This is a genomic window from Trichlorobacter lovleyi, from assembly GCF_015239775.1.
Lineage (GTDB): Bacteria > Desulfobacterota > Desulfuromonadia > Geobacterales > Pseudopelobacteraceae > Trichlorobacter > Trichlorobacter lovleyi_B.
Window position 1 is genome coordinate 2,615,614 of record NZ_CP058409.1, and the last position, 21,700, is coordinate 2,637,313.

Annotated in this window: 21 protein-coding genes; all 21 read left to right on the forward strand. The window is 58.7% G+C overall.

The features are described 5' to 3' along the window. Positions 1–17 precede the first annotated feature (17 nt). The 21 genes from glnD (at position 18) to pyrH (ending at position 21,698) form a co-directional block, all read left to right on the forward strand. Positions 18–2,711 carry a [protein-PII] uridylyltransferase gene (glnD, locus tag FY034_RS12060; protein ID WP_265550868.1) on the forward strand — a complete coding sequence of 898 codons (2,694 nt, stop codon included), beginning with the start codon at positions 18–20 and terminating at the stop codon, positions 2,709–2,711. Beyond that, positions 2,708–3,595: a site-specific tyrosine recombinase XerD gene (gene xerD, locus FY034_RS12065; protein WP_265550870.1), complete on the forward strand. Its 888-nt coding sequence runs from the start codon at positions 2,708–2,710 to the stop codon at positions 3,593–3,595. Before glnD ends, xerD begins: the two co-directional genes overlap by 4 nt. 51 nt (positions 3,596–3,646) lie before the next feature. Further along, positions 3,647–4,792, forward strand: coding sequence for a DUF748 domain-containing protein (locus tag FY034_RS12070; RefSeq protein WP_265550872.1), 1,146 nt, complete (start codon positions 3,647–3,649; stop codon positions 4,790–4,792). 117 nt (positions 4,793–4,909) lie between these two features. Then, on the forward strand, positions 4,910–5,158 hold the full coding sequence (locus FY034_RS12075) for a hypothetical protein (RefSeq protein WP_265550873.1): 249 nt from the start codon (positions 4,910–4,912) through the stop codon (positions 5,156–5,158). A 384-nt stretch (positions 5,159–5,542) separates the two neighbouring features. Beyond that, positions 5,543–6,313: an MBL fold metallo-hydrolase gene (locus FY034_RS12080; protein WP_265550875.1), complete on the forward strand. Its 771-nt coding sequence runs from the start codon at positions 5,543–5,545 to the stop codon at positions 6,311–6,313. Positions 6,314–6,468: 155 nt separating this feature from the next. Beyond that, positions 6,469–7,764: an adenylosuccinate lyase gene (gene purB, locus FY034_RS12085; protein ID WP_265550877.1), complete on the forward strand. Its 1,296-nt coding sequence runs from the start codon at positions 6,469–6,471 to the stop codon at positions 7,762–7,764. Then, positions 7,757–8,866: a mechanosensitive ion channel family protein gene (locus FY034_RS12090; protein ID WP_265550879.1), complete on the forward strand. Its 1,110-nt coding sequence runs from the start codon at positions 7,757–7,759 to the stop codon at positions 8,864–8,866. Before purB ends, FY034_RS12090 begins: the two co-directional genes overlap by 8 nt. Before the next feature lie 19 nt (positions 8,867–8,885). Then, positions 8,886–9,290 carry a DUF4398 domain-containing protein gene (locus tag FY034_RS12095; RefSeq protein ID WP_265550880.1) on the forward strand — a complete coding sequence of 135 codons (405 nt, stop codon included), beginning with the start codon at positions 8,886–8,888 and terminating at the stop codon, positions 9,288–9,290. Continuing rightward, positions 9,287–10,399, forward strand: coding sequence for a hypothetical protein (locus FY034_RS12100; protein ID WP_265550883.1), 1,113 nt, complete (start codon positions 9,287–9,289; stop codon positions 10,397–10,399). The genes FY034_RS12095 and FY034_RS12100 overlap by 4 nt, the downstream gene beginning before the upstream one ends. A gap of 9 nt (positions 10,400–10,408) precedes the next feature. Continuing rightward, entirely contained in the window at positions 10,409–13,399 is a 2,991-nt protein-coding gene (gene purL, locus FY034_RS12105) for a phosphoribosylformylglycinamidine synthase subunit PurL (RefSeq protein WP_265550885.1), read from the forward strand. Continuing rightward, on the forward strand, positions 13,396–14,370 hold the full coding sequence (locus FY034_RS12110; RefSeq protein ID WP_265550887.1) for a sensor domain-containing diguanylate cyclase: 975 nt from the start codon (positions 13,396–13,398) through the stop codon (positions 14,368–14,370). Before purL ends, FY034_RS12110 begins: the two co-directional genes overlap by 4 nt. After that, the gene (locus tag FY034_RS12115) at positions 14,367–15,194 is read left to right on the forward strand and encodes a phosphoribosylformylglycinamidine synthase subunit PurQ (protein WP_265550888.1); all 828 of its coding nucleotides are present in this window, start codon (positions 14,367–14,369) and stop codon (positions 15,192–15,194) included. The genes FY034_RS12110 and FY034_RS12115 overlap by 4 nt, the downstream gene beginning before the upstream one ends. Then, a complete protein-coding gene (purF, locus tag FY034_RS12120) occupies positions 15,191–16,618 on the forward strand; it encodes an amidophosphoribosyltransferase (RefSeq protein ID WP_265550890.1) in 1,428 nt (475 codons plus the stop codon). The genes FY034_RS12115 and purF overlap by 4 nt, the downstream gene beginning before the upstream one ends. Beyond that, complete coding sequence (gene pyrE / locus FY034_RS12125) at positions 16,615–17,163, forward strand: orotate phosphoribosyltransferase (protein ID WP_265550891.1); 549 nt, start codon at positions 16,615–16,617, stop codon at positions 17,161–17,163. The genes purF and pyrE overlap by 4 nt, the downstream gene beginning before the upstream one ends. Before the next feature lie 136 nt (positions 17,164–17,299). Then, the gene (locus tag FY034_RS12130; protein ID WP_265550892.1) at positions 17,300–18,049 is read left to right on the forward strand and encodes a TlyA family RNA methyltransferase; all 750 of its coding nucleotides are present in this window, start codon (positions 17,300–17,302) and stop codon (positions 18,047–18,049) included. Next, positions 18,046–18,390, forward strand: a complete 345-nt coding sequence (locus FY034_RS12135) for a histidine triad nucleotide-binding protein (RefSeq protein WP_265550894.1) — start codon at positions 18,046–18,048, stop codon at positions 18,388–18,390. The genes FY034_RS12130 and FY034_RS12135 overlap by 4 nt, the downstream gene beginning before the upstream one ends. A 153-nt stretch (positions 18,391–18,543) precedes the next feature. Further along, a complete protein-coding gene (locus FY034_RS12140; RefSeq protein WP_265550896.1) occupies positions 18,544–18,732 on the forward strand; it encodes a hypothetical protein in 189 nt (62 codons plus the stop codon). Beyond that, positions 18,725–18,952, forward strand: a complete 228-nt coding sequence (locus FY034_RS12145; protein WP_265550898.1) for a DUF362 domain-containing protein — start codon at positions 18,725–18,727, stop codon at positions 18,950–18,952. The genes FY034_RS12140 and FY034_RS12145 overlap by 8 nt, the downstream gene beginning before the upstream one ends. A gap of 128 nt (positions 18,953–19,080) precedes the next feature. Next, positions 19,081–19,854 (forward strand): 30S ribosomal protein S2, encoded by a 774-nt coding sequence (gene rpsB / locus FY034_RS12150; RefSeq protein WP_012470750.1) that lies wholly within the window; start codon positions 19,081–19,083, stop codon positions 19,852–19,854. Positions 19,855–19,922: 68 nt separating this feature from the next. Then, on the forward strand, positions 19,923–20,858 hold the full coding sequence (tsf, locus tag FY034_RS12155) for a translation elongation factor Ts (RefSeq protein WP_265550900.1): 936 nt from the start codon (positions 19,923–19,925) through the stop codon (positions 20,856–20,858). Positions 20,859–20,978: 120 nt separating this feature from the next. After that, positions 20,979–21,698, forward strand: a complete 720-nt coding sequence (gene pyrH / locus FY034_RS12160; protein WP_265550902.1) for a UMP kinase — start codon at positions 20,979–20,981, stop codon at positions 21,696–21,698. Positions 21,699–21,700: the final 2 nt, after the last annotated feature.

Below are 21,700 nucleotides of genomic sequence, written 5' to 3' on the forward strand. Positions count from 1 at the left end.
GCAACAGGACTGTTCCCATGACCTTTGATACCACGCACCTCTTCCCCTCCACCGATACCCGCAGCTTTGACGAGCAACGTCCCGAGATACTTGAGGCCTGTAAACAGTTCATAACCTCCTCCCACGAAGAGATCCGCCAGCGCCATGCTGCCGGTGCAAGCGGAACCGACGTGGTGCACCAGCTTTCAGCGGTCATGGATGCCATGGTTTCCACGTTGTTCAACGGCATTCTCGGCCTGATGGGGGCCGACGGCAAGCGCCTGACCGGCCACCTGACCCTGGCTGCGGTGGGCGGCTACGGCCGCGGCGAACTCAACCCCTATTCCGATGTTGATATCATGTTCCTGCACGACGGCAGTGTGCCGGTGGAGGCCGTCGAGGCCTTTGCCCAGAAGCTGCTCTACTTCCTGTGGGACCTGCGGCTGGATGTGGGCTATTCGGTACGCACCCCGGCCGATTGTGTTGAGATGGCGGCCCAGGATACCACCATCAAGACCGCCCTGATCGACTGCCGCTTCCTGGCCGGCCATCAACCGCTCTTCACCACCCTGCGCAAGACGGTCTATTCCCAGATCCTGCCCAAGGCCAGCGACAAATTCATCAAGGAGAAGATCACGGAGATGCGGCGGCGGCGTGACAAATACGGTGCCACCATCTATCTGCTGGAGCCAAACATCAAAGAGGGAGAAGGCGGCTTGCGCGACCTGCAGACCGCCCTCTGGGTGGCACAGGTCAAGTACAAGTTTGATGACCCCAAGGAGCTGGTCATCAAAGGGGTGTTGTCCGAGGCAGAGCTGGAGGTCTACCACTCAGCCCTGGATCACCTCTGGCGGATGCGTAACGAACTGCACTTCCATAGTCGCAGAAAATCGGACCAGATGAACTTTGACCTGCAGGTCCACCTGGCGCAGTTCCTGGGGTACAAGGACCGCGGCAAGGTGCTGGCAGTGGAAGACTTCATGCGGGATTATTACCGCCATGCAGCCCGGGTGGAGCATTTCTCCTCCACCCTCACCTCGCGCTGTGTCTGGCGTGACGAAGGCGCGGCAAAGATCCTGGGCTACTTTGTACGCCGCCCGGTGGGCAACGGCTGTTTTGTACTCAAGGGTGAACTGATTATCCCGGATGAATCGATCATTGACAAGAATCCGGCGGTACTGATGCAGATCTTCGAGCTGGCCCAGAAACACGGGGTGACGCTGAATATCCGTGTCAAATGGCTGATCAGGCGGTCCCTGCACCTGATCAACGACAAATTCAGGCGCAACCGCGAGGTCAACCAGTCCTTCCTGAATATCCTGCGCTCTGAAAAAGGGATGGCGGACACCCTGCGGCTGATGCATCACCTGGAGTTTCTGAACGAGTATATCCCCGAGTTTGAGCATATCTACTGCAAGGTGCAGCACGACCTGTACCATATCTACACCGTGGATATACACACCCTGTTTGCCGTTGAGCAGATCGAGAAGATCCTGAATGGCGAGCTCAAAAAGCAACTGCCGCTGCCCTGTGCCATCGCCCGCCAGATCGGCAAGCGGGAGCTGCTGATCCTGTCGATCCTGTTCCATGACATCGGCAAGGGAGAGGGGGGCGGCCACGCCGACAAGGGGGCCGACATGATCCCCACCATTGCCCGCCGGATGGGGCTCTCCAAAGAGGACAGCGAGCGGCTGGAGTTCCTGGTGCGCCAGCACCTGATATTTGCCCATATCTCCCAGCGCCGTGACCTGGCCGACGAACGGATGATCATGCAGTTCGCCCGTCAGATGGTCACCAGCGAAAACCTGAAGATGCTGTTTCTGCTGACCATTGCCGATGTACGGGCGGTCGGCTCCGATGTCTGGACCACCTGGAAGGCGATGCTGTTCAACGAGCTGTACGAGAAGGCGTTCAACATCCTTGAGCGGGGTGACTTCAGGCTTGAGGCCGGTACGGAACGGGTCCGCAGCGTCCGGCGCAAGGTGCGGGAGATGGTGGAATACGACATCCCTGCCGCCACAGCCCGGGAAGAGTTGCGCGCCCTGCCGACCCGCTACTTGCTGTCGGCACCGTTGCAGACCATTGCCGACCATCTGCACCTGCTGGTGCAGCTGAATGACAAGGATCTGGTCATGCAGGTCCAGCATGAGCAGGAAAGCGGTTTCTCCAGCTTCACCATCTGTACCTTTGACACCCATGGACTGTTTTCCAAGATAACCGGCGTCATGGCAGCCAACGGCATCAACATCCTGGGTGCCCAGATCTTTACCGGTAAAAACGGCAAGATCCTGGATATCCTGCAGGTCAACTCTGCCCAGGGCTTCCTGATTACCGACGAGGCCCGCTGGCAGAAGGTGGAGGCAGACATGGCCGATGTCCTGCACGGCACGGTGCAGGTCTCTGATCTGGTGCACAGGCGTCAGCGCCCCACCCTGCTGCCGGCCAAATCGGCCCGCCACTTCCCGACCCGGATCGAGATCGACAACGAGGTGTCGGATGAGTACACCGTCATCGACATCTATGCCCATGACAAGGTGGGGCTGCTCTACCTGATCACCAGCACCATCAACCAACTGGGGCTGTATATCGGCGTATCCAAGATCTCCACCAAGGTGGACCAGGTGGCAGACGTCTTCTATGTACGGGACATCTTCGGCCAAAAGGTCTTTGCCGAAGACAAACTGGAAGAGATCCGCACCAGTCTGGCCTGGGCCATTGATGACTGGCAATGAACCGTTTTCTCGACCTGTTCCTGGCCTGGCTGACCGTGGAAAAAGGTCTGTCCGCCAACACCCGCAGTGCCTACGCCGCTGATCTGGGGCGCTACCTGGACTATCTGGAACGGCTGCAGCGCGACACCCCGGACAGCATCCAGCCATCCGACATTGCCGAATTTCTTGGCAAAGAACGTGAACGGGGCCTGGCCCCCCGCAGCCGGGCCAGACTGCTCTCCGCCATCAGGATGCTCCACCGCTTCCTCTTGATCGAACGTTATGCCACCACCAACCCCTCAGCCATCATTGAAGCCCCCCGCCCCCTGAAAAAGCTGCCGACCTTCCTGAGCATGGCAGAGGTTGACAGGTTGCTGGGGGCAACGCACGGCAGTCGTTCCGAAGACATCCGCGACCGGGCCATGCTGGAACTGCTCTACGCCACCGGCCTGCGGGTGTCTGAACTGGTAAACCTGAAACAGCGAGAAGTAAATCTGGAGATCGGCTATCTGATGACCATCGGCAAGGGCAACAAGGAACGGCTGATACCGATCGGCGCCGCCGCCTGCCACCGGGTGGCCGACTATCTGGAGCAGGTGCGCAGCAAGCAGGACCCGGAGGGTCTCCAGCCTCAGCTCTTCCTCTCACGCCTGGGTAAGGCGATGACCCGTCAGGCCTTCTGGAACATCATCAAAAAGCGTGCGCTGCTGGCCGGTGTCCGCACCAGCATCTCCCCCCATACCCTGCGTCACTCCTTTGCCACCCACCTGCTGGCAAACGGTGCCGACCTGCGCAGCGTCCAGATCATGCTGGGTCATGCCGACCTCTCCACCACCCAGATCTATACCCATGTCACCCGTGAACGTCTGAAACAGCTGCACCGCGAACTGCACCCGCGGGGATAAAACCGCTTGCAGCAGTTGTCAAAACGGGCTTATTCGGCTATCGTGCAGCGCATGCAACTCCTCAGCATCAACAGAAAAGCAGTCCGCAGTGCGATTATTGCAGGAAGCGTGTTCGCTATTCTGGCAGCCGTCACACTATTCTGGCTCTCACGCAATCTGACCAGACTGGTCGAGACCACGCTGCAGAAAAATCTGGGGCCTGATGTTTCTTTAGGCAGCATCAAGGCTGGCTGGAACCGGGTGGTGGTGACGGACATCCGCATCCGCCGCAGCGGGCCCGGCCCTTTCCCGGACCGGCTCTTGATCCCGCGGCTTGTGATGACTCCCAGCTTCCGTGCGCTGGCCTCCCGCAGGATTGAAATCAGGCAGCTCAGCATTGAACAGCCCAAGCTGCTGTTTGAAATCGGTCCCGACGGCAAGCTGATCCCTCCCTTGCCCTCTGTCCGCAAACAGCGTGGCGATGTTGCTCCCCGGGGCGACAGCCCCGCCTTTGCCACCTCCATTGGCGAAATAAGGCTGACAGACGGTGAGCTGATCATCCTTGACCGCCAGACCAAACGACGGACTGCCGTGGGTACCAGCCATCCCAGAGAGGGATACCATCTGCTGCGCTTTCCCAGGCTGCAGCTGACCTGCGGCCCCTTTAACTACCCCTTGCTCAACCAGCCAATGCCGCTCAAGGCCTCCCTGGCTGCCCCGCAGTCCGGCAGCCTGACGTTGGCAGGACAGATTTCACCGGCCTCCCTTGACAGTTCTCTCAAACTTGCTCTGCGCCAGTGGGACCTGACCCGTTTCCGTCCCTACTACCTCAAGCCGGGCGATCTTGATGTGACGCGTGGCACCCTTGATGGTGATGCGCAGATTACCATCAGCAAACGGCGGCTGAACATGCCGGGGGAAATCCGTATCAAGGGGCTGGAGCTCAACCTGAGTGGCGGCCGCGGGCTCTTTCTGGGGCTGCCTGCCAAGACCGTACTGGCTTTTCTGAAGGACAACAAAGATGAGATCGTCGTCCCCTTTACGCTGGCTGGTGATCTTGCCAACCCTCGCTTCCAGGCCCGTCAATCCCTTGTCGATCAGATTGCAACCGGTGTAGCCAGCAAGATCGGCATACCGATTGTCTCCGATGTCGCCCGCGGGGTAATATTTCTGGGGGGCAAAGGGGTTGAAGGGATAGGCAAGCTGTTCGGCAAATAGACCCGCCAGGTTCCGCTGATGACGGATAAGCAGTAGAAATAATTAACAAACAACAACCCGTCGATGATGCGGGGCTATGCAGGAAAAATCATATACCATGTACACAAGGAGAAACAGATGATCCGTACATCATTCGCAGCAGGTCTGGTATGTATGCTCTTAGCAACAAACGTGGCCGTTGCCCAGGTAGGGGTAGGTGTAAGCGTCTCCACCCCCAATGTCAGTGTACAGGTCGGCACAACTCCGCCACCGCCTCCCCCACGCGTAACGGTTATTGAAAAGGAGCGGATTGTTGTGAAGGACAACGGCAAGCACAAGGGCCATTACAAAAAGCATAAGAAAGAACAAAAACATCACCGCGACTAACAGGCTGTTGAAAAACGTTATGAGGAAGCACGGCTACAAGGCGCACGGCGCACAGCGACTGAGACATAACGTATAGTTAGGAGAAGGAGCGAGCACCGCGCAACGCCGTAGACGGGCTCCGTAGTAGTTTTTCAACAGCCTGCTAAACGTATCCCGGACAATCCCGGCTATAAGCACCGGTCGTGACCGGCTATGAATCGGGGGTATGCCTGACGGCCTGCCCCCGGCTCATGAGTGCGTATCCAGCGTGCGGACACAGACTGACCAGACGTTAAACGAGGCAACTGCTGCATCGGGAACACCCATCGCGAAGATAGTCAACCATTTCGACATGTTTCACGTCTGCCTTGCCACAGACATAGATAATCCTGTATAAACATTCGAATGAAAATCTGTTCACTGGCCAGCGGCAGCAAAGGGAACTGCCTCTTCATTGAGACAGGCGGTGTCCGTCTGCTGATTGATGCAGGTTTGTCACTGAAGGAGATCACAACCCGCCTGACAGACTCGGCACTAGACCCGGAGTCTATCCATGCAGTGCTGGTCACCCATGAGCATATCGATCATATCCGCAGCGCCGGTTCCTTTGCCCGGCGGTACAAGGTACCGGTTCTGACCAGCTACGCTACCCGTCAGGCAGCTGAACGCTACCTGCAGAAGGCACAGCTGGTGGAGTTTGAAACCGGCTATTCCTTTACCTTTCGTGATATCATGATTGATCCGTTTCCAATCTCCCATGACTGTTGTGATCCGGTCGGGTTTGTGCTTGAATCCCGTGAGGGACGGACAGGGTCGGCCACGGATCTGGGGATTGTCACCCGTCTGGTGCGGGAGAAACTGAAGGGCTGCCGGGCCCTGAACCTGGAATCGAACCATGACCCGGAAATGCTGTTGAACGGCCCATACCCCTGGAACCTGAAACAGCGGATAAAATCACGCCATGGCCACCTCTCCAACCAGGAATCACTGGAGCTGCTGCATGACCTGGCCCACGAAGGGCTTGAAGCGCTGGTGATGGCGCACCTCTCTGAGGTCAACAACCACCCGGACAAGGTGGTTGAGACAACAACGGCATTTTTACGGGACCAGAACTGTTGCGCACCGCAGATCGTGATTGGGGAGCAGCACCAGGCCGGACCGATGATGAAAATCTAAAGCTTTTACTTACCGCAGAGGACACAGAGGGAAACTCAAAAGAAGAGACAAAACCAAGTAGACTGGTGGTTTACCCTCCACCTCCAAAAATTTGAGTTTTGTTTTCTCCGCGTCCTCTGCGGTGAAAATATTCAGTGTGCTAAGGAGTGTTGAACATGATCCCCCGTTATACAAGACCCGACATGGCAAAAATCTGGGAACCGGAAAACCGTTTCCGCATCTGGCTTGAGATCGAGACCCTGGCCTGCGAGGCCCAGGCCCAGCTTGGCGTTATCCCGCAGGAAGTCGTGCCGGTCATCCGCGAAAAGGGCAACTTTGATATCGCCCGGATTGACGCCATTGAGGCCGAGGTCAAACATGACGTAATCGCCTTCCTGACCTCGGTGGCCGAGTATGTCGGCCCTGAGGCACGTTTTATCCACCAGGGTATGACCTCCTCCGATGTGCTGGACACCTGCCTTTCCGTACAGCTGGTGCAGGCTGCGGATGAACTGCTGGCTGATCTGGATATGATCCTTGAATCGATCAAGGTGCGTGCCTATGAGCACAAAGATACGGTCTGCATGGGGCGCTCCCACGGTATCCACGCCGAGCCGGTCACCTTCGGCCTGAAGCTGGCCACCTGGTATGCCGAGATGGACCGTAACCGGACCCGTCTGCGGGCAGCCCGCGAAGGGATCGCCACCGGCGCCATCTCCGGCGCGGTCGGGACCTTTGCCAACATCAACCCCTTTGTTGAAGAGTATGTCTGCGAAAAGATGGGACTCAAGCCGGAGCCGGTCTCGACCCAGGTCATCCCCCGCGACCGCCATGCCGAGTATTTCTGCGCCCTGGCCATCATCGCCTCCTCGATGGAGCGGATCGCCATTGAAGTCCGTCACCTGCAGCGCACCGAGGTGCTGGAGGCGGAGGAGCAGTTTACCAAAGGTCAGAAGGGCTCCTCGGCCATGCCCCACAAGCGTAACCCGATCCTGTCCGAGAACCTGACCGGTCAGGCCCGCTACGTCCGGTCCATGTGCATCCCCGCCCTGGAAAACGTGGCGCTGTGGCATGAGCGGGACATCTCCCACTCCTCGGTTGAGCGCTACATCGGCCCGGATGCCACCGTGGCGCTGGATTTCTCGCTGCGCCGCCTGAACGGCCTGATCAGGAATCTGGTGGTCTACCCTGAAAACATGCTCAGAAACCTGAACCAGATGAAGGGGCTGGTCTTCTCCCAGAAGATCCTGTTGGACCTGACCCAATCGGGCGTATCCCGCGAGAACGCCTACCGCCTGGTACAGAAGAACGCCATGAAGGTCTGGGAAGAGGGCAAGGATTTCCAGACCGAACTGCTGGCCGACCCGGAGGTGGTGGGTGCCCTGGGCGAGACCAAGATCCGTGAATCCTTTGATCTCTCCTATCACCTGAAGCATGTCGACACCATCTTCAAGAGGGTCTTCGGTGCCTAGTCTGCTGGAAGCGTTCATAACCTCCTTTGTGCCGTCAAGTAGTGACACAGGCTCGCTGTTCTGGGCCAAACGGCTGCTGACGGCCCTGCTTGTCTTCGGCTGTTTCTGGCTTCTGGCTCAGGTGGTCTGCTGGATTATCAACCGCTGGGGCAGCAAGATCGCCTCGTTCACCTCAACGGATCTTGATGACCGGATCCTGAAGCGGGTCACCCCTTCCGTCTCGCTGTTGCTGACCTTCCTGGGAATTTATTACGCCTTCCGGACACTGCCGCTGCATGAAAAGCTTTTCAGGCTGTTGTCAGGAGGCCTGTTCATTGCCAATGTGGCAATTGTCTGTATCCTGATTTACCGGGTGCTGCACGAGACCCTGCTCTGGTACGCAGAACGGCAGCAGGACGGCGAGGCCGGGGCCTTCTCACGCCAGATGGCACCGATAATCGAAAAGGTGACCATGCTGTTCATCATCGGCGCGGCGCTGATGGTAGTGTTGAAGCACTTCAACTATGATATACTCTCACTGGTCACCGCCCTGGGGATCGGCTCACTGGCCATCGGTATGGCCGCCAAGGATACCCTGGCCCACGTCATCTCAGGTTTTACCCTGATGATCGACCGGCCGTTCAGGATCGGGGACCGGATCCAGCTGTCAGGGGGTCAGGTGGGGGATGTGCAGGATATCGGGCTGCGCTCCACCAAGATCAAGACTTTGGACAACCAGTTGCTGATCATCCCCAACTCGGATCTCTGCAACACCATGCTGACCAACCAGGCCTTTCCCGATAACCGGATCAAGGGACGGATCAATGTGGGGGTCGGCTACGACAGTGACGCGGAGCGGGTCAAGCAACAGCTGGTCGCCATCGCCCTTGAGATTGATGATGTGCTGAAAGACCCGGGGCCGGAGGCGTATTTTGTTTCCTTTGGCGATTCGGCCCTGAATATGTCGCTCTTCTTCTGGGTTGAAGAGTACGCCAAGCTGTTTGCCACAACCGATAAGATCAACTCCCGGATCCTGAATCGCTTCCGCGAACAGGGGATCGAGATTCCGTTCCCGATCAGGACCGTTACATTGAAACAGGAACAAGGTGCACACACCCCATAACTAAAGGGAGGTAGAGGCCATGAAACCAGTCCGGTGCTATGCAGCAGTTGCCCTGTTGACACTGACAGCAGGTTTTGCCTTTGCTGCCGATGAGGCAGGCGGGGTCAAACCTGAGACCACTGCCCTGTATCAGAAGGCCAGGGATCAGGTTGCCAAATTGAGCGGCACACCAGCGGCCAAGTATGCCCCGGAAGTGATTGAGCAGGCGGCAGCCAACCTGGAAACCGCCCAGAACGGTTTAAAACAGGGGGATGACCGTGCCACCCGCCAGGCCTCCGAGTTGGCAACAACCCAGGTCAAACTGGCCCTGGCCCTGACCGACGAACGGATCGCCCTTGAGAAATCTACAGCATCCCAGAAGGAGCTGACCCAGCTTGAACAACGTCTGGCAGCCATTCTGGACGGGAAAGGGGAAAAACCATGAGCCGCCTGATTCGTGCAGCAGTCATCTGCAGTCTGATTGCCGGTCTGACCGCCATCATCCCCCTCTCCGTATCTGCATCAGATGAACCGCTACCGGCCTACCTGCAACAGGCCCAGAGTGCCGTTGCCCAGGTCCTGTCGAAGGGGGCTGATCTGCCGGCACTGAATGACGACATCCTGATTGCGCAGAACTCCCTGCGTAATGCCGAGGCGGAATACAAGAAAAATCTGGGTTGGAGCGGCAAGCTCGACCAAAAGGCCGAGCCGACCGTCCGCTATCTTGCAGAGGCAGCCAGACTGCAGGCAGCGGTGCTGCTGGCCCGCATCGGCAAACAGGACCAGGACAAGGAGAAGTCCCGGCTTGACGGCCTGATTACGGTTACCAAGTCCAAGATCAAGGTCTTTGATGATCTGGTGGCCCAGGTGAAGGCCCTGAAAAAACAGAGCGCTGATCAGACCAGTCAGATCACCAGCCTGAACGCCAAGGTCGCCTCGTTAACAGCGGAACTGTCAGCCAAAGGCTCGGTCATCACCAGCTCCGACCAGAAAACCGGCGAACTGCTCAAGGCACTGGATGAACAGAAAAAGGCCACCGCTTCATCTGAGCAGCGGGTGGCAGCCCTGACCCAGGAGCTGGAAGGATTGAAACAACAGACCGCACAGCTGCAGGCCACCGGAGAACAGTTGGCTGCCGAAAAGCGGATCAAGGCGTTTGAAGCAGAGGCAGGCAAGCTGGGCGGCATTGTCAAGACCACCAGCGCCGGCCTGTCGGTCACCTTCCCTCGCTCTCAGATGTTGAAGACAACCGGCAAAAGCACCACCCTGACCCCTGCCGGCACCACTACAATTGTCAGGCTGGCTGACCTGCTTAAAACCTATCCGGAATACCGGATCAAACTGCGGGTACACGGTTTTGGCCAGCCCAGCCGCCACGAAGATGCCGCCGCCACTGACCAGATGGCCCGCTTCATCCGGGAAGGTCTGTTGACCAAAGGCAAACTTGAGCAGGCAACGGTTGAGGCCCTGGGGGTTGGATCTGCTGAACCGGTTTATCCCAAGGGCAATGTGGAAGGTAATCGTCGCGTTGAAATTATCTTTGTGAAGAAATAAAGGACTGACATGTCGAGCAGAGTTGAAGTAGCCCTGAAAGACGGTGTGCGCGACTCCCGCGGTGAGCGGATCAAGCGCGAGATTGAACATTTTCTGCATCTGAAGGTGAAACAGGTGCGTACCATCGATGTCTACACGGTGGATGCGGCACTTACACGGGAAGAGCTGGAAGCTGCAGCCAGCGGGCCGTTCTGTGATCCGGTCATCCAGAGCTACAGTGTCGACCTGCCCCAGGCCAGCGGCTTTGACTGGGCCGTGGAAGTGGGCTTCCGCCCCGGCGTAACCGACAATATCGGCCGGACTGCCGGTGAAGCGGTTTCCTACCTGATCCAGCGTCCCCTTGCAGACAGCGAGGCGGTCTATTCGTCGGTCCAGTACCTGCTCACGGGTGATCTGGGCAATGAGCAGGTGGAAAAGATCGCCACCGGCCTGTTGTGCAACACCCTGATCCAGCGCTACAGCATCATGTCCGCAGCTGACTTCATGGCCAGACGCGGCTTCCCGGTTACGGTACCCAGGGTAACCGGCGAGACCAGAGGGCAGGTACGGGAGATCGATCTGGAGGTCCCGGATGAGGAACTGCTGCGGATCAGTAAAGACGGTGTACTGGCCCTGACCCTGGAGGAGATGAAGATCATCCAGGCCCACTACCGTGATCCGCAGGTGCTGGCAGAGCGGAAAAAACAGGGACTGGGCAGCAGGCCGACCGATGTGGAGCTGGAATGCCTGGCCCAGACCTGGTCAGAGCACTGCAAGCACAAGATCTTTGCCGGTACCGTGCAGTATGAGGATGAAAGCGGTGCCAAGCAGGAGATCAAGTCGCTCTTCAAGTCCTACATCCAGCGGGTCACCAAAGAGGTGCGCCAGAACATGGGTGACAAGGACTTCTGCCTGTCGGTCTTCAAGGACAACGCCGGGGTGATTACCTTTGACGAGAACAACTCGCTGGTCTTCAAGGTCGAGACCCACAACTCACCCTCCGCCCTTGACCCCTACGGCGGCGCCCTGACCGGCATTGTGGGGGTCAACCGTGACCCGTTCGGCACCGGCCAGGGTTCCAAACTGATCTTCAACACCGATGTGTTCTGTTTTGCCGACCCGTTCTACGACAAGCCGCTGCCATCACGGCTGCTGCATCCCCGCCGGATCTTTGAGGGAGTGGTGGAAGGGGTGGAGCATGGCGGCAACAAGTCCGGCATCCCCACCGTGAACGGCTCGATCGTGTTTGATGAGCGCTTTGCCGGTAAGCCGCTGGTATTCTGCGGTACCGCCGGTATGATGCCGGCCCGGGTCAACGGCATTCCGGGCCATGAGAAGAGCATCAAACCGGGTGACCTGATCGTGATGGCCGGCGGCCGGATCGGCAAGGACGGCATCCACGGCGCCACCTTTTCCTCCGAAGAGCTGAACGAGAACTCACCGGTCACCGCCGTCCAGATCGGCGACCCGATCACCCAGAAGCGGATGTTCGACTTCCTGATCCGGGCCCGCGACAAGGGCCTCTACCGCTTCATCACCGACAACGGTGCAGGAGGGCTCTCCTCCTCCATCGGTGAGATGGCGGGCGAGTGCAACGGCTGCCGGATGGACCTGGCCAAGGCCCCACTTAAGTATCCCGGCCTTAATCCCTGGGAGATCCTGATCTCCGAGGCCCAGGAACGGATGTCCATGGCCGTACCGCCGGAAAAGCTGGATGAATTCATGGCCATGTCCAAACGGTTCGGCGTGGAATCAACCGTACTGGGCGAATTTACCGACAGCGGCACCTTCCATATCCAGTACGGCGAAGCAACGGTGGCCTGGCTGCCGATGGCGTTCATGCACGAAGGGCTGCCGCCGATGCAGATCCCGGCCAAGTGGCAGCCACCGGTTAACCCGGAGGCACCGGCACAACACAAGGACGACTGGACTGCTGACCTGCTGCAGCTGCTGGGACAGCTCAACATCTGTTCCAAGGAGTCGGTGGTGCGGCGTTACGACCATGAGGTCCAGGGGGGCTCGGTGGTCAAGCCGTTCACCGGCGTGACCAATGACGGCCCTTCCGATGCGGCGGTGGTCAGACCGATCCTCGATTCCTACAAAGGGGTGGTGGTCTCCCACGGCATCTGTCCCCGTTATTCGGATATTGATGCCTACCACATGGCCGCCAATGCCATTGACGAGGCGCTGCGCAACTATGTGGCGGTGGGCGGCAACCCGGAGCATTGGGCCGGTCTGGACAACTTCTGCTGGTGCGACCCGGTCCTGTCCGAAAAGACTCCGGACGGCCCCTACAAGATGGCCCAGCTGGTACGGGCCAATCAGGCGCTGCTGGACTACTGCGTGCCGCTCAACCTGCCGTTGATCTCCGGCAAAGACTCGATGAAGAACGATTTCTACGACGGCTCCACCAAGATCTCGATCCCGCCGACCCTGCTGTTCTCGGTGATCGGCACGATTCCGGATATCCGCAATGCCGTCACCATGGACTTCAAGCGCCCCGGCGACATCATCTGCCTGCTGGGCGCCACCAAGGATGAGCTGGGTGGTTCCGAGTACCTGGCCATGCAGGGCTACACCGGCAACAAGGTGCCCGAGGTGGATCTGGCTGCGGCACTGGCCCGCTACAAGGCGCTGCACCAAGCCATTATGAGCGGTCTGGTGGCCTCCTGCCATGACCTGTCCGATGGCGGTCTGGCGGTGGCCCTGGCTGAGTCGGCCTTCTCAGGTGGTTTCGGCTGTTGTGTGGAACTTGGCAACGTCCGTTTTGAGGGTGATCAACGCTACCGTAGCGATGAACTGCTGCTGTTCTCCGAGTCGGCCTCACGTCTGCTGGTCACGGTGCATCCGGCCCAATGGTCGGCCTTTGAAGAGGCCATGGCCGGTACCACCTTCAGCCAGATCGGCCAGGTAGCAGAGACTGACCTGGTCAGCATTGCCGGCCTGGAAGGCAAGACCGTGCTGCACAGCAGCCTGGAACAACTGAAAGAAGCCTGGCAGGCAACGCTGCGCGAGCTATGATCGGGCCACTGTCAGACATAAGCAGCGCCCATCAGGATTCGTTCTACAGACAACTGCTCGAGAATATTCACGATGGTGTGTATTTTGTTGACATGAACCGGGTCATCACCTTCTGGAACAAGGGTGCGGAACGGATTACCGGTTTTACTGCGGAAGAGGTGCTGGGCTCCGGATGCCAGGACAACATTCTGGTCCATGTTGATGCCGACGGCAATGAGCTGTGCAGCTCCGCCTGCCCGCTCTTGATGTCTGCAACCGGTGGTATGCCGGATAGCGCTGATGTCTACCTGCATCACAAGGACGGCCACCGTGTGGCGGTCTCGGTTCAGGCCTCGCCGGTCAGGGATGGGGACGGCACGGTCATCGGCGCCATTGAGAGCTTCAGGGAGACCTCTGCCCCCCCCTTCGACAGCCTGGAGTTCGAAGAATTGCAGCGTCTTGCCCTGCTGGACCCGCTGACAGAGATATCCAACCGCCGCTACCTGGAGATGAAACTGCAGGCGGATCTGGATAAGTTTCAACGTTACGGCATCGGCGTCGGCGTCATCTTTGCCGATATCGATCATTTCAAGGCCTTTAACGACACCTACGGCCATGGGCTTGGCGATGATATCCTGCGCGTGGTTGCCCGGACCCTGCAGGGCAATGTGCGTAGCAGCGACCTTGCCGGACGCTGGGGCGGCGAAGAGTTCCTGATTGTCGTGCCCCACGCCGATGCTGCACGGCTTGTACAGCTGGCGGAAAAGCTGCGCAGGCTGGTTGAAAGCTGTTTTGTCATGCACCAGGAACAGCGGGTGACGGCAACCATCAGTATGGGGGCTGCTGTCGCACACACGGGGGATACCATGGAAAGCCTGCTGGAACGGGCTGACCAGATGCTATACAAGGCAAAACGGGCAGGACGGAACTGCATTATGACCGACCAGCAAGCAGCTGGTCCGGATGAACCGACAAAGGAAAACGCTGCATGACACCGATACGAGCGCTGGTCATTACCGGCAATGGCACCAACTGCGAGACAGAGGCAGCCCACGCCTGTCGCCTGGGAGGCTTTGATGAGGCGGTCATCGCCCATATCGCCGAGATACTCTCCGGAGAAATCCGGCTGGACGACTTCTATTTTCTGAACCTGACCGGCGGTTTTCTGGACGGTGACGACCTGGGTAGCGCCAAGGCCCAGGCCAACCGCCTGAAAAATGCCTCCGTCAGTGGCAGTGGTGAGAAGCTGGTGGAACAGTTCACCCGTTTTATCAATGCCGGCAAGCTGGTACTGGGGGTCTGCAACGGCTTTCAGTTGATGGTCAAGATGGGGATGCTGCCCGCCCTGGACGGCAACAACCTGAACCAGACCGTCACCCTCTGCCATAACGACTGCGGCCGTTTCCAGGATCGCTGGTGCTACCTGAAGGCCGATCCGGCCTCCCCCTGCGTCTTTACCAAAGGGATTGAAAAAGGGATCTACCTGCCGGTACGCCACGGTGAAGGAAAATTCCTGACCGATACCCCCCAGACCCTGGAGCGGATTGAGGCCGGCCACCTGGCGGTGCTCAAGTACAGCGAGGCCGGCTACGCTGAGCCCACCATGGAATTCCCCGCCAACCCCAACGGCTCCACCAACGCCATTGCCGGGTTGTGTGACCCCACCGGCCGCCTGATGGGGCTGATGCCCCACCCTGAGGCCTTTGTCCACTATACCCAGCACCCCCGCTGGACCCGTGAGCAGTTGCCGGAAGACGGCGACGGCCTGATCCTGTACAAAAATGCTGCCGACTTTGCGAGGAAAAACCTGCTATGAAACTCTTCCGCCCTGAAGAAGAATGTGGCGTCTTCGGCATCTATGGCCATCCTGAAGCAGCCAACCTGACCTATCTGGGGCTGTACGCCCTGCAGCATCGCGGCCAGGAAAGCTGCGGCATTGTCTCCTCCGACGGCACCGGTCTCCATGCCCACAAACGGATGGGGCTGGTGGCCGATGTATTCGGCAATCAGAAGGTGTTTGAGAAGCTGCCGGGCAAGTCAGCCATCGGCCATGTACGCTACTCCACGGCCGGGGCCTCGGTGGAAAAGAACGTACAGCCGATCATGGTGGATTACTCCCGCGGCTCCATTGCGGTGGCCCACAACGGCAACCTGGTCAACGCCAACCTGCTCAAGGCAGAGCTGGAGGCCTACGGCTCCATCTTCCAGACCACCATGGACACCGAGATCATCATCCATCTGCTGGCTATTTCCCGCACCCACTCGCTGGTTGAGCGGATCGGCGATGCCCTGAACCGGGTCAAAGGGGCCTATTGCCTGCTGTTCCTGACCGAGTCCCGCATGATCGCCGTGCGTGACCCCCACGGTTTCCGCCCCTTGTGCCTGGGCAAGCTGGGAGACGGCTGGGTGGTGGCCTCGGAGAGCTGCGCCCTGGACCTGATTGAGGCCACCTTTGTACGCGAGGTTGAACCGGGCGAGATGCTGGTCTTCACCAAGGATGGCCAGATGCAGTCGCTGTTCCCGTTCAAGAAGATCGAACCGACCCCCTGCATCTTTGAATTTGTCTATTTTGCCCGGCCCGACTCCAACATCTTCGGCAAGAACGTCTACCAGGTCCGCAAGGAGCTGGGGCGCCAGCTGGCCCGTGAATACAAGGTGGATGCCGATGTGGTGATTGCCGTGCCGGATTCCGGCGTACCGGCCGCCATGGGCTATGCCGAGGAGGCAGGCATCCCCTTTGAACTGGGGCTGATCCGCAACCACTATGTGGGACGTACCTTTATCGAACCGGCCCAGTCAATCCGCCACTTCGGGGTCAAGATCAAGCTCAACCCGGTGCGGGAGCTGCTGGAAGGAAAACGGGTGGTGGTGATCGACGACTCGATCGTACGGGGTACCACCTCCCGCAAGATCGTCAAGATGGTGCGCAATGCCGGGGCCAAAGAGGTGCATATGCGCATCTCCTCCCCTCCCACCAGTTATCCCTGCTTCTACGGTATCGACACCCCCAACCGCAAGGAGCTGATCTCATCCTCCCATACCCTGGACGAGATCCGGCGCTACATCACTGCCGACACCCTGGGCTACCTGTCAGAGGAAGGGCTGGTACAGGCCACCGGTCTCAAGCACAGCTTCTGTACCGCCTGCTTTACCGGCGAGTACCCGATCAATTTCCCGATGCCATCACAGATTCCCCAAATGGGACTATTTTCCAAAGACGAGGAGTATATCGAGCAATGACCGACCGCGAAAAGCTGAAGCAGATCATCCTGGAACTGTCCTACGAAAAACGTCTGGTAACCCTGGCTTCCGGCCGTCAGAGCGACTTCTATTTTGATGGTAAACAGACCACCCTGCATGCCGAAGGCGGCCTGCTGGTGGGCAAGCTGTTCTACGAGGCGATCAAGGATGTACCGGGCGTACAGGCCGTGGGCGGCATCACCCTGGGGGCCGACCCGATCGCCACCGCCACCTCCATTGCCGCCTGCCTGGACGGCAAGCCGCTGCACGCCTTTATTATCCGCAAGGAACCCAAGGGACACGGCACCGGCCAGTGGCTGGAAGGGCGCAAGAACCTGCCCCCCGGCACCAAGGTGGTGATTGTCGAGGATGTCGTCACCACCGGCGGTTCCTCCATGAAGGCGGTCAACCGCGCCAAGGAGGAAGGTCTGGACGTGCTGGGGATCGTCTCGCTGGTGGACCGCGAAGAAGGCGGCCGCGAGAACATCGAGGCTGAAGGCTACTGGTTGAAGGCGATCTTCACCAAGAGCCAGCTGGTTGGCTAACGGCTTCGACAGCGGCTCATCTGCGGCGTTACGCTCGTCGCGCAACGCTCAACGTACTTCCAAGGTACGCCTTCGCGCTGCACTCCTCGCGTGCCTGGCATCTGAAACCGCTGACTGTGCCGTGTGATTGACAATCATGTCTCAAAAACTACGACTGGATAAACTGATGGTTGAACGAGGCCTGGCCCCTTCCCGCGAGAAGGCCCAGGCCTTGATCATGGCCGGGCAGGTGGTGGTGGGCGACCATGTTGCCGAAAAGGCCGGACAGCAGGTAAAGGCCGAGGTTGAGATCAGAATCAAAGGCGAGGTCATGCCCTATGTCAGCCGCGGAGGGCTGAAGCTGGCACAAGGTCTGGATGCCTTTGGGATTGATCCGGCAGGACGTGTCGCCATTGACGTAGGCGCCTCCACCGGTGGCTTTACCGACTGCCTGCTGCAGCGGGGGGCCAGCCGGGTCTATGCGGTGGATGTGGGCTATGGCCAGCTGGCCTGGAAGCTGCGTGAGGATGCCCGGGTTGTTGTAATGGAGAAGACCAACATCCGCCATCTGCAGCCGGAGTCGCTTGAGCCGCTGCCGGACCTGGCAGTGATCGATGCCTCGTTCATCTCGCTCAATCTGGTGCTGCCCCCTACCCTCGCACTGCTGAAACGACCAGCCGAGGTGGTAGCCCTGGTCAAGCCGCAGTTTGAGGTGGGTAAAGGTGCGGTGGGCAAAGGCGGCATTGTGCGGGACCCCAAACTGCATGAAGAGGTGCTGGCCGGCATGGAGCGCCTTGCCGCAGAACTGGGAGCAGAACTGCTGGGAATCTGCGATTCACCGATCACCGGCGCTGACGGCAACCGTGAGTTCTTGATGGGATTGCGCATGACAGGAGCAACAACATGAGTGACTGCATCTTTTGCAAGATCATCGCCGGAGAGATCCCGGCCAGGAAGGTCTTTGAGGACGAGCTGGTGGTGGCGATTGAGGATATCGCCCCCAAGGCCCCGTTGCATCTGCTGCTGATGCCGAAACGGCACTTCAGCAACTGCCTGGATATGGCTGAGCAGGATGAAGCGGTTGTCGGGCACCTGTTCCGTGTTGCCGGCCAGCTGGCCCGTGAGCGGGGGCTGTCCGAAGGCGGTTTCCGACTGGTGCAGAACAACGGTGCTGATGCCGGACAGACGGTATTCCACCTGCATATCCACCTGCTGGCAGGGCGAGAGCTGCAATGGCCTCCGGGCTAGCATGGTGATGGTCTCTTTTCGCCCTGAGCTCATCATGTCTCGCAATGACGTGTGCGACGTACCAATGAGTACGCCTCCGCGCCATTGCTTGCGAGCCGCACTCAAGAACGAAAATTTCCTCATCACCGCTGATACGGTGAAAGCGAGAGGCGTGTGAAAGCGACTCCTGACAGAAAACCGAAGACCAATGACCTGCCCAACAAGCTCTGTGCCCGCTGCAGGAGAAGTTGCAAGCAGCCGGCCTCCGCCGTGGTCGCCTCCTGCCCGCGTTACTACCCGCTGCACAAAAAGCAGCAGATCGTCAAGGAGTGGAAACAGCAGGAGCTGTTCGGCGATGCCTGATACAACGAGGCAGCCGAAGACAGCTCCGCTCATCGATACCAAGCGTTGCTCCGGTTGCGGCCGCTGCGTCGCAGCCTGCCCGGAGCGGATCATCACCCTGGAAACCGTACACCACCGCAAATCTGCCTACATAACCGAACCACAGCGCTGCAGCGCCTGTGGCCGCTGCATCACGGCCTGCCCGATTGAGGCGATCTCCAGCAGTCCTTTTTACCCTTGATTTCCCTACTTATGTTGTGATAAAAAATAATGCTTTTTAATTCACACGCCCCAGGCAAAACCGGCGGTGTCCCTTTTGTGACGTGCAGGGATTCAGACGGGGCGGAGGAAAAACCAAAGGAGAACAGTATGTCAAGTATCAGCATGAAGGAACTGCTGGAGGCCGGCGTCCATTTCGGCCACCAGACCAAGCGTTGGAACCCCAAAATGAAGCCCTACATCTTCGGGGCACGTAACGGCATCTACATCATCGACCTGCAGAAGACCGTCCGCTACTTCAAATCCGCTTACAACTTTGTCAAGGAATCTGCCGAGCAGGGCAACACCGTGCTGTTTGTCGGCACCAAGAAGCAGGCTCAGGATTCCGTTGCCGAAGAGGCTACCCGTTGTGGCCAGTACTACGTCAACCAGCGCTGGCTGGGCGGCATGCTGACCAACTTCTCCACCGTCAAGCAGAGCATTGAGCGCCTGAAAAAGCTGGACGCCATGTTTGAAGACGGCACCATCGAGGCTTACACCAAGAAGGAAGCGCTCAAGATGGACAAGGAGCGTGAGAAGCTGGAAAAAGTCCTGGGCGGCATCAAGAACATGAACAAGCTGCCCGGCATGATGTTCGTCATTGACCCCAAAAACGAAGAAATCGCCGTTCAGGAAGCCAAGAAGCTGGGCATTCCGGTGGTGGCAATCGTCGATACCAACTGTGACCCCGACATGATTGACCATGTCATCCCCGGTAACGACGACGCTATCCGCGCCATCCGCCTGCTGACCGCCAAGATTGCCGATGCCGTACAGGAAGGTGCCGATGCACGCAACGTTGTCCTGCAGAGCGGCGCTGAAGGTGCTGACGACCTGGAAGAGGCCCTGGCCGACGAGGTTGCCTGCGAGGCATCAGCTGACTAGTTTCACCGGTTGCACCATTTCAGACGATTACTAACGACCACGCGGATGTGGTCCGGAGGATAGAAACAATGGCTATTACCGCAGCACAGATCAATGAACTGAGAAAAGCCACCGGCGCCGGGATGCTGGATTGCAAGAAGGCCCTGGAAGAGGTTGGCGGCGATATGGAGCAGGCGGTTGACTACCTGCGCAAGAAGGGTCTGGCAGCAGCTTCCAAGAAGGCCGGCCGTGCCGCAACCGAAGGTATGGTTGCAGCAGCAGTAACCGCTAACGGCAATGCCGGTGTGCTGGTTGAGATCAACAGCGAGACCGACTTTGTTGCCAAGAACGACAAGTTCCAGGACTTCGTCAAGCAGGTAGCGGACCATGTCCTGCAGAAAACTCCTGCCAACATCGAAGAACTGATGGCACAACCGTTCGTCGGCGACGCCTCCAAGACCGTACAGACCCTGCTGAACGAGGCGATTGCGGTGATCGGCGAGAACATGCAGATCCGTCGTTTTGTCAGCTTTAGCGCTGACGGCGGCGCCGTTGGCAGCTACATCCATGCCGGCGGCAAGATCGGCGTACTGGTTGAGGCAAGCTGTGACAATGCTGCTGTCTGCAGCGGCGAGGCATTTGCCACCGTGCTGAAGGACGTTGCCATGCACACCGCAGCCGCTTCTCCCCAGTTCCTCTGCCGTGAAGATGTCTCCGCTGACGTTCTTGAGCGCGAGAAAGAGATCTATCGCGCCAAGGCACGCGAAACCGGCAAGCCGGACAACATCATCGAAAAGATCATCGGTGGTCAGGTCAACAAGTTCTACGGCGACATCTGCCTGCTGGAGCAGGTCTATGTCAAGGACACCGACAAGACCGTACAGCAGTACATCGATGCCAGCGCCAAGCAGCTGGGCTGTTCAATCACCCTGAAGCGCTTTGCCAAGTTCGTGTTGGGCGAAGGACTTGAAAAGAAGGAATCGGACTTTGCCGCCGAGGTGGCGGCAGCGGCCGGACTGAAATAAGACTGAAAGCGCCGGCCTTCACAGCCGGCGTTTTCGTATCAACTCAAACCTGCTCTTGACCAGGGAAACAATCAGCTTGCACAGGTGATTGTCTCAAGCACACAGAAACCAGGAGGAAGCATGCCACGTAAATCCTTCAAACGGGTACTACTGAAGCTTTCCGGTGAGTCGCTGGCCGGAGATCAGGGCTACGGCATTGACCCATCGACCATCAACACCATTGCTGCCGAGATTAAAGAGGTCGTCGAGGATGGGGTTGAACTGGCACTGGTGATCGGCGGCGGCAACATCTTCCGGGGGCTGGCCGCCTCGTCAAAGGGGATGGACCGCGCCAGCGCCGATTACATGGGCATGCTGGCCACCGTGATCAACTCGCTGGCCATGCAGGATGCACTGGAAAAGGTCGGCGTTTCTACCCGCGTGCAGTCCGCCATTGCGATGCAGGAGGTTGCTGAACCGTACATCCGCCGCAAGGCGGTCCGTCACCTGGAGAAAGGACGGGTGGTGATCTTCGGCGCCGGCACCGGCAACCCCTACTTCACCACTGACACCGCCGCCAGCCTGCGGGCCATGGAGATCAACGCCCAGGTCATCCTGAAGGGCACCAAGGTGGACGGGGTCTACACTGCCGACCCCAAGAAGGATCCGACGGCAACCCGCTATAACGAGCTGTCCTACATCGAGGTACTGCAAAAGGGGCTGCAGGTGATGGATGCCACCGCCACCTCGCTCTGTATGGACAACAACCTGCCAATCATTGTATTTGATCTGACGACGCCGGGTAACATCAAGCGGGTTATCAGCGGCGAAGCCATTGGAACCATCGTACAAGGAGAGTGACC

Bases quoted from the DNA above. Each gene is read 5' to 3' on its own strand.
- pyrH (WP_265550902.1), top strand. From the start codon at position 20,979: ATGCCACGTAAATCCTTCAAACGGGTACTACTGAAGCTTTCCGGTGAG.
- FY034_RS12075 (WP_265550873.1), top strand. From the start codon at position 4,910: ATGATCCGTACATCATTCGCAGCAGGTCTGGTATGTATGCTCTTAGCA.
- FY034_RS12095 (WP_265550880.1), top strand. From the start codon at position 8,886: ATGAAACCAGTCCGGTGCTATGCAGCAGTTGCCCTGTTGACACTGACA.
- rpsB (WP_012470750.1), top strand. From the start codon at position 19,081: ATGTCAAGTATCAGCATGAAGGAACTGCTGGAGGCCGGCGTCCATTTC.
- FY034_RS12110 (WP_265550887.1), top strand. From the start codon at position 13,396: ATGATCGGGCCACTGTCAGACATAAGCAGCGCCCATCAGGATTCGTTC.
- FY034_RS12080 (WP_265550875.1), top strand. From the start codon at position 5,543: ATGAAAATCTGTTCACTGGCCAGCGGCAGCAAAGGGAACTGCCTCTTC.
- purL (WP_265550885.1), top strand. From the start codon at position 10,409: ATGTCGAGCAGAGTTGAAGTAGCCCTGAAAGACGGTGTGCGCGACTCC.
- pyrE (WP_265550891.1), top strand. From the start codon at position 16,615: ATGACCGACCGCGAAAAGCTGAAGCAGATCATCCTGGAACTGTCCTAC.
- FY034_RS12130 (WP_265550892.1), top strand. From the start codon at position 17,300: ATGTCTCAAAAACTACGACTGGATAAACTGATGGTTGAACGAGGCCTG.
- purB (WP_265550877.1), top strand. From the start codon at position 6,469: ATGATCCCCCGTTATACAAGACCCGACATGGCAAAAATCTGGGAACCG.
- FY034_RS12115 (WP_265550888.1), top strand. From the start codon at position 14,367: ATGACACCGATACGAGCGCTGGTCATTACCGGCAATGGCACCAACTGC.
- FY034_RS12135 (WP_265550894.1), top strand. From the start codon at position 18,046: ATGAGTGACTGCATCTTTTGCAAGATCATCGCCGGAGAGATCCCGGCC.
- xerD (WP_265550870.1), top strand. From the start codon at position 2,708: ATGAACCGTTTTCTCGACCTGTTCCTGGCCTGGCTGACCGTGGAAAAA.
- purF (WP_265550890.1), top strand. From the start codon at position 15,191: ATGAAACTCTTCCGCCCTGAAGAAGAATGTGGCGTCTTCGGCATCTAT.
- glnD (WP_265550868.1), top strand. From the start codon at position 18: ATGACCTTTGATACCACGCACCTCTTCCCCTCCACCGATACCCGCAGC.
- FY034_RS12100 (WP_265550883.1), top strand. From the start codon at position 9,287: ATGAGCCGCCTGATTCGTGCAGCAGTCATCTGCAGTCTGATTGCCGGT.
- FY034_RS12070 (WP_265550872.1), top strand. From the start codon at position 3,647: ATGCAACTCCTCAGCATCAACAGAAAAGCAGTCCGCAGTGCGATTATT.
- FY034_RS12145 (WP_265550898.1), top strand. From the start codon at position 18,725: ATGCCTGATACAACGAGGCAGCCGAAGACAGCTCCGCTCATCGATACC.
- tsf (WP_265550900.1), top strand. From the start codon at position 19,923: ATGGCTATTACCGCAGCACAGATCAATGAACTGAGAAAAGCCACCGGC.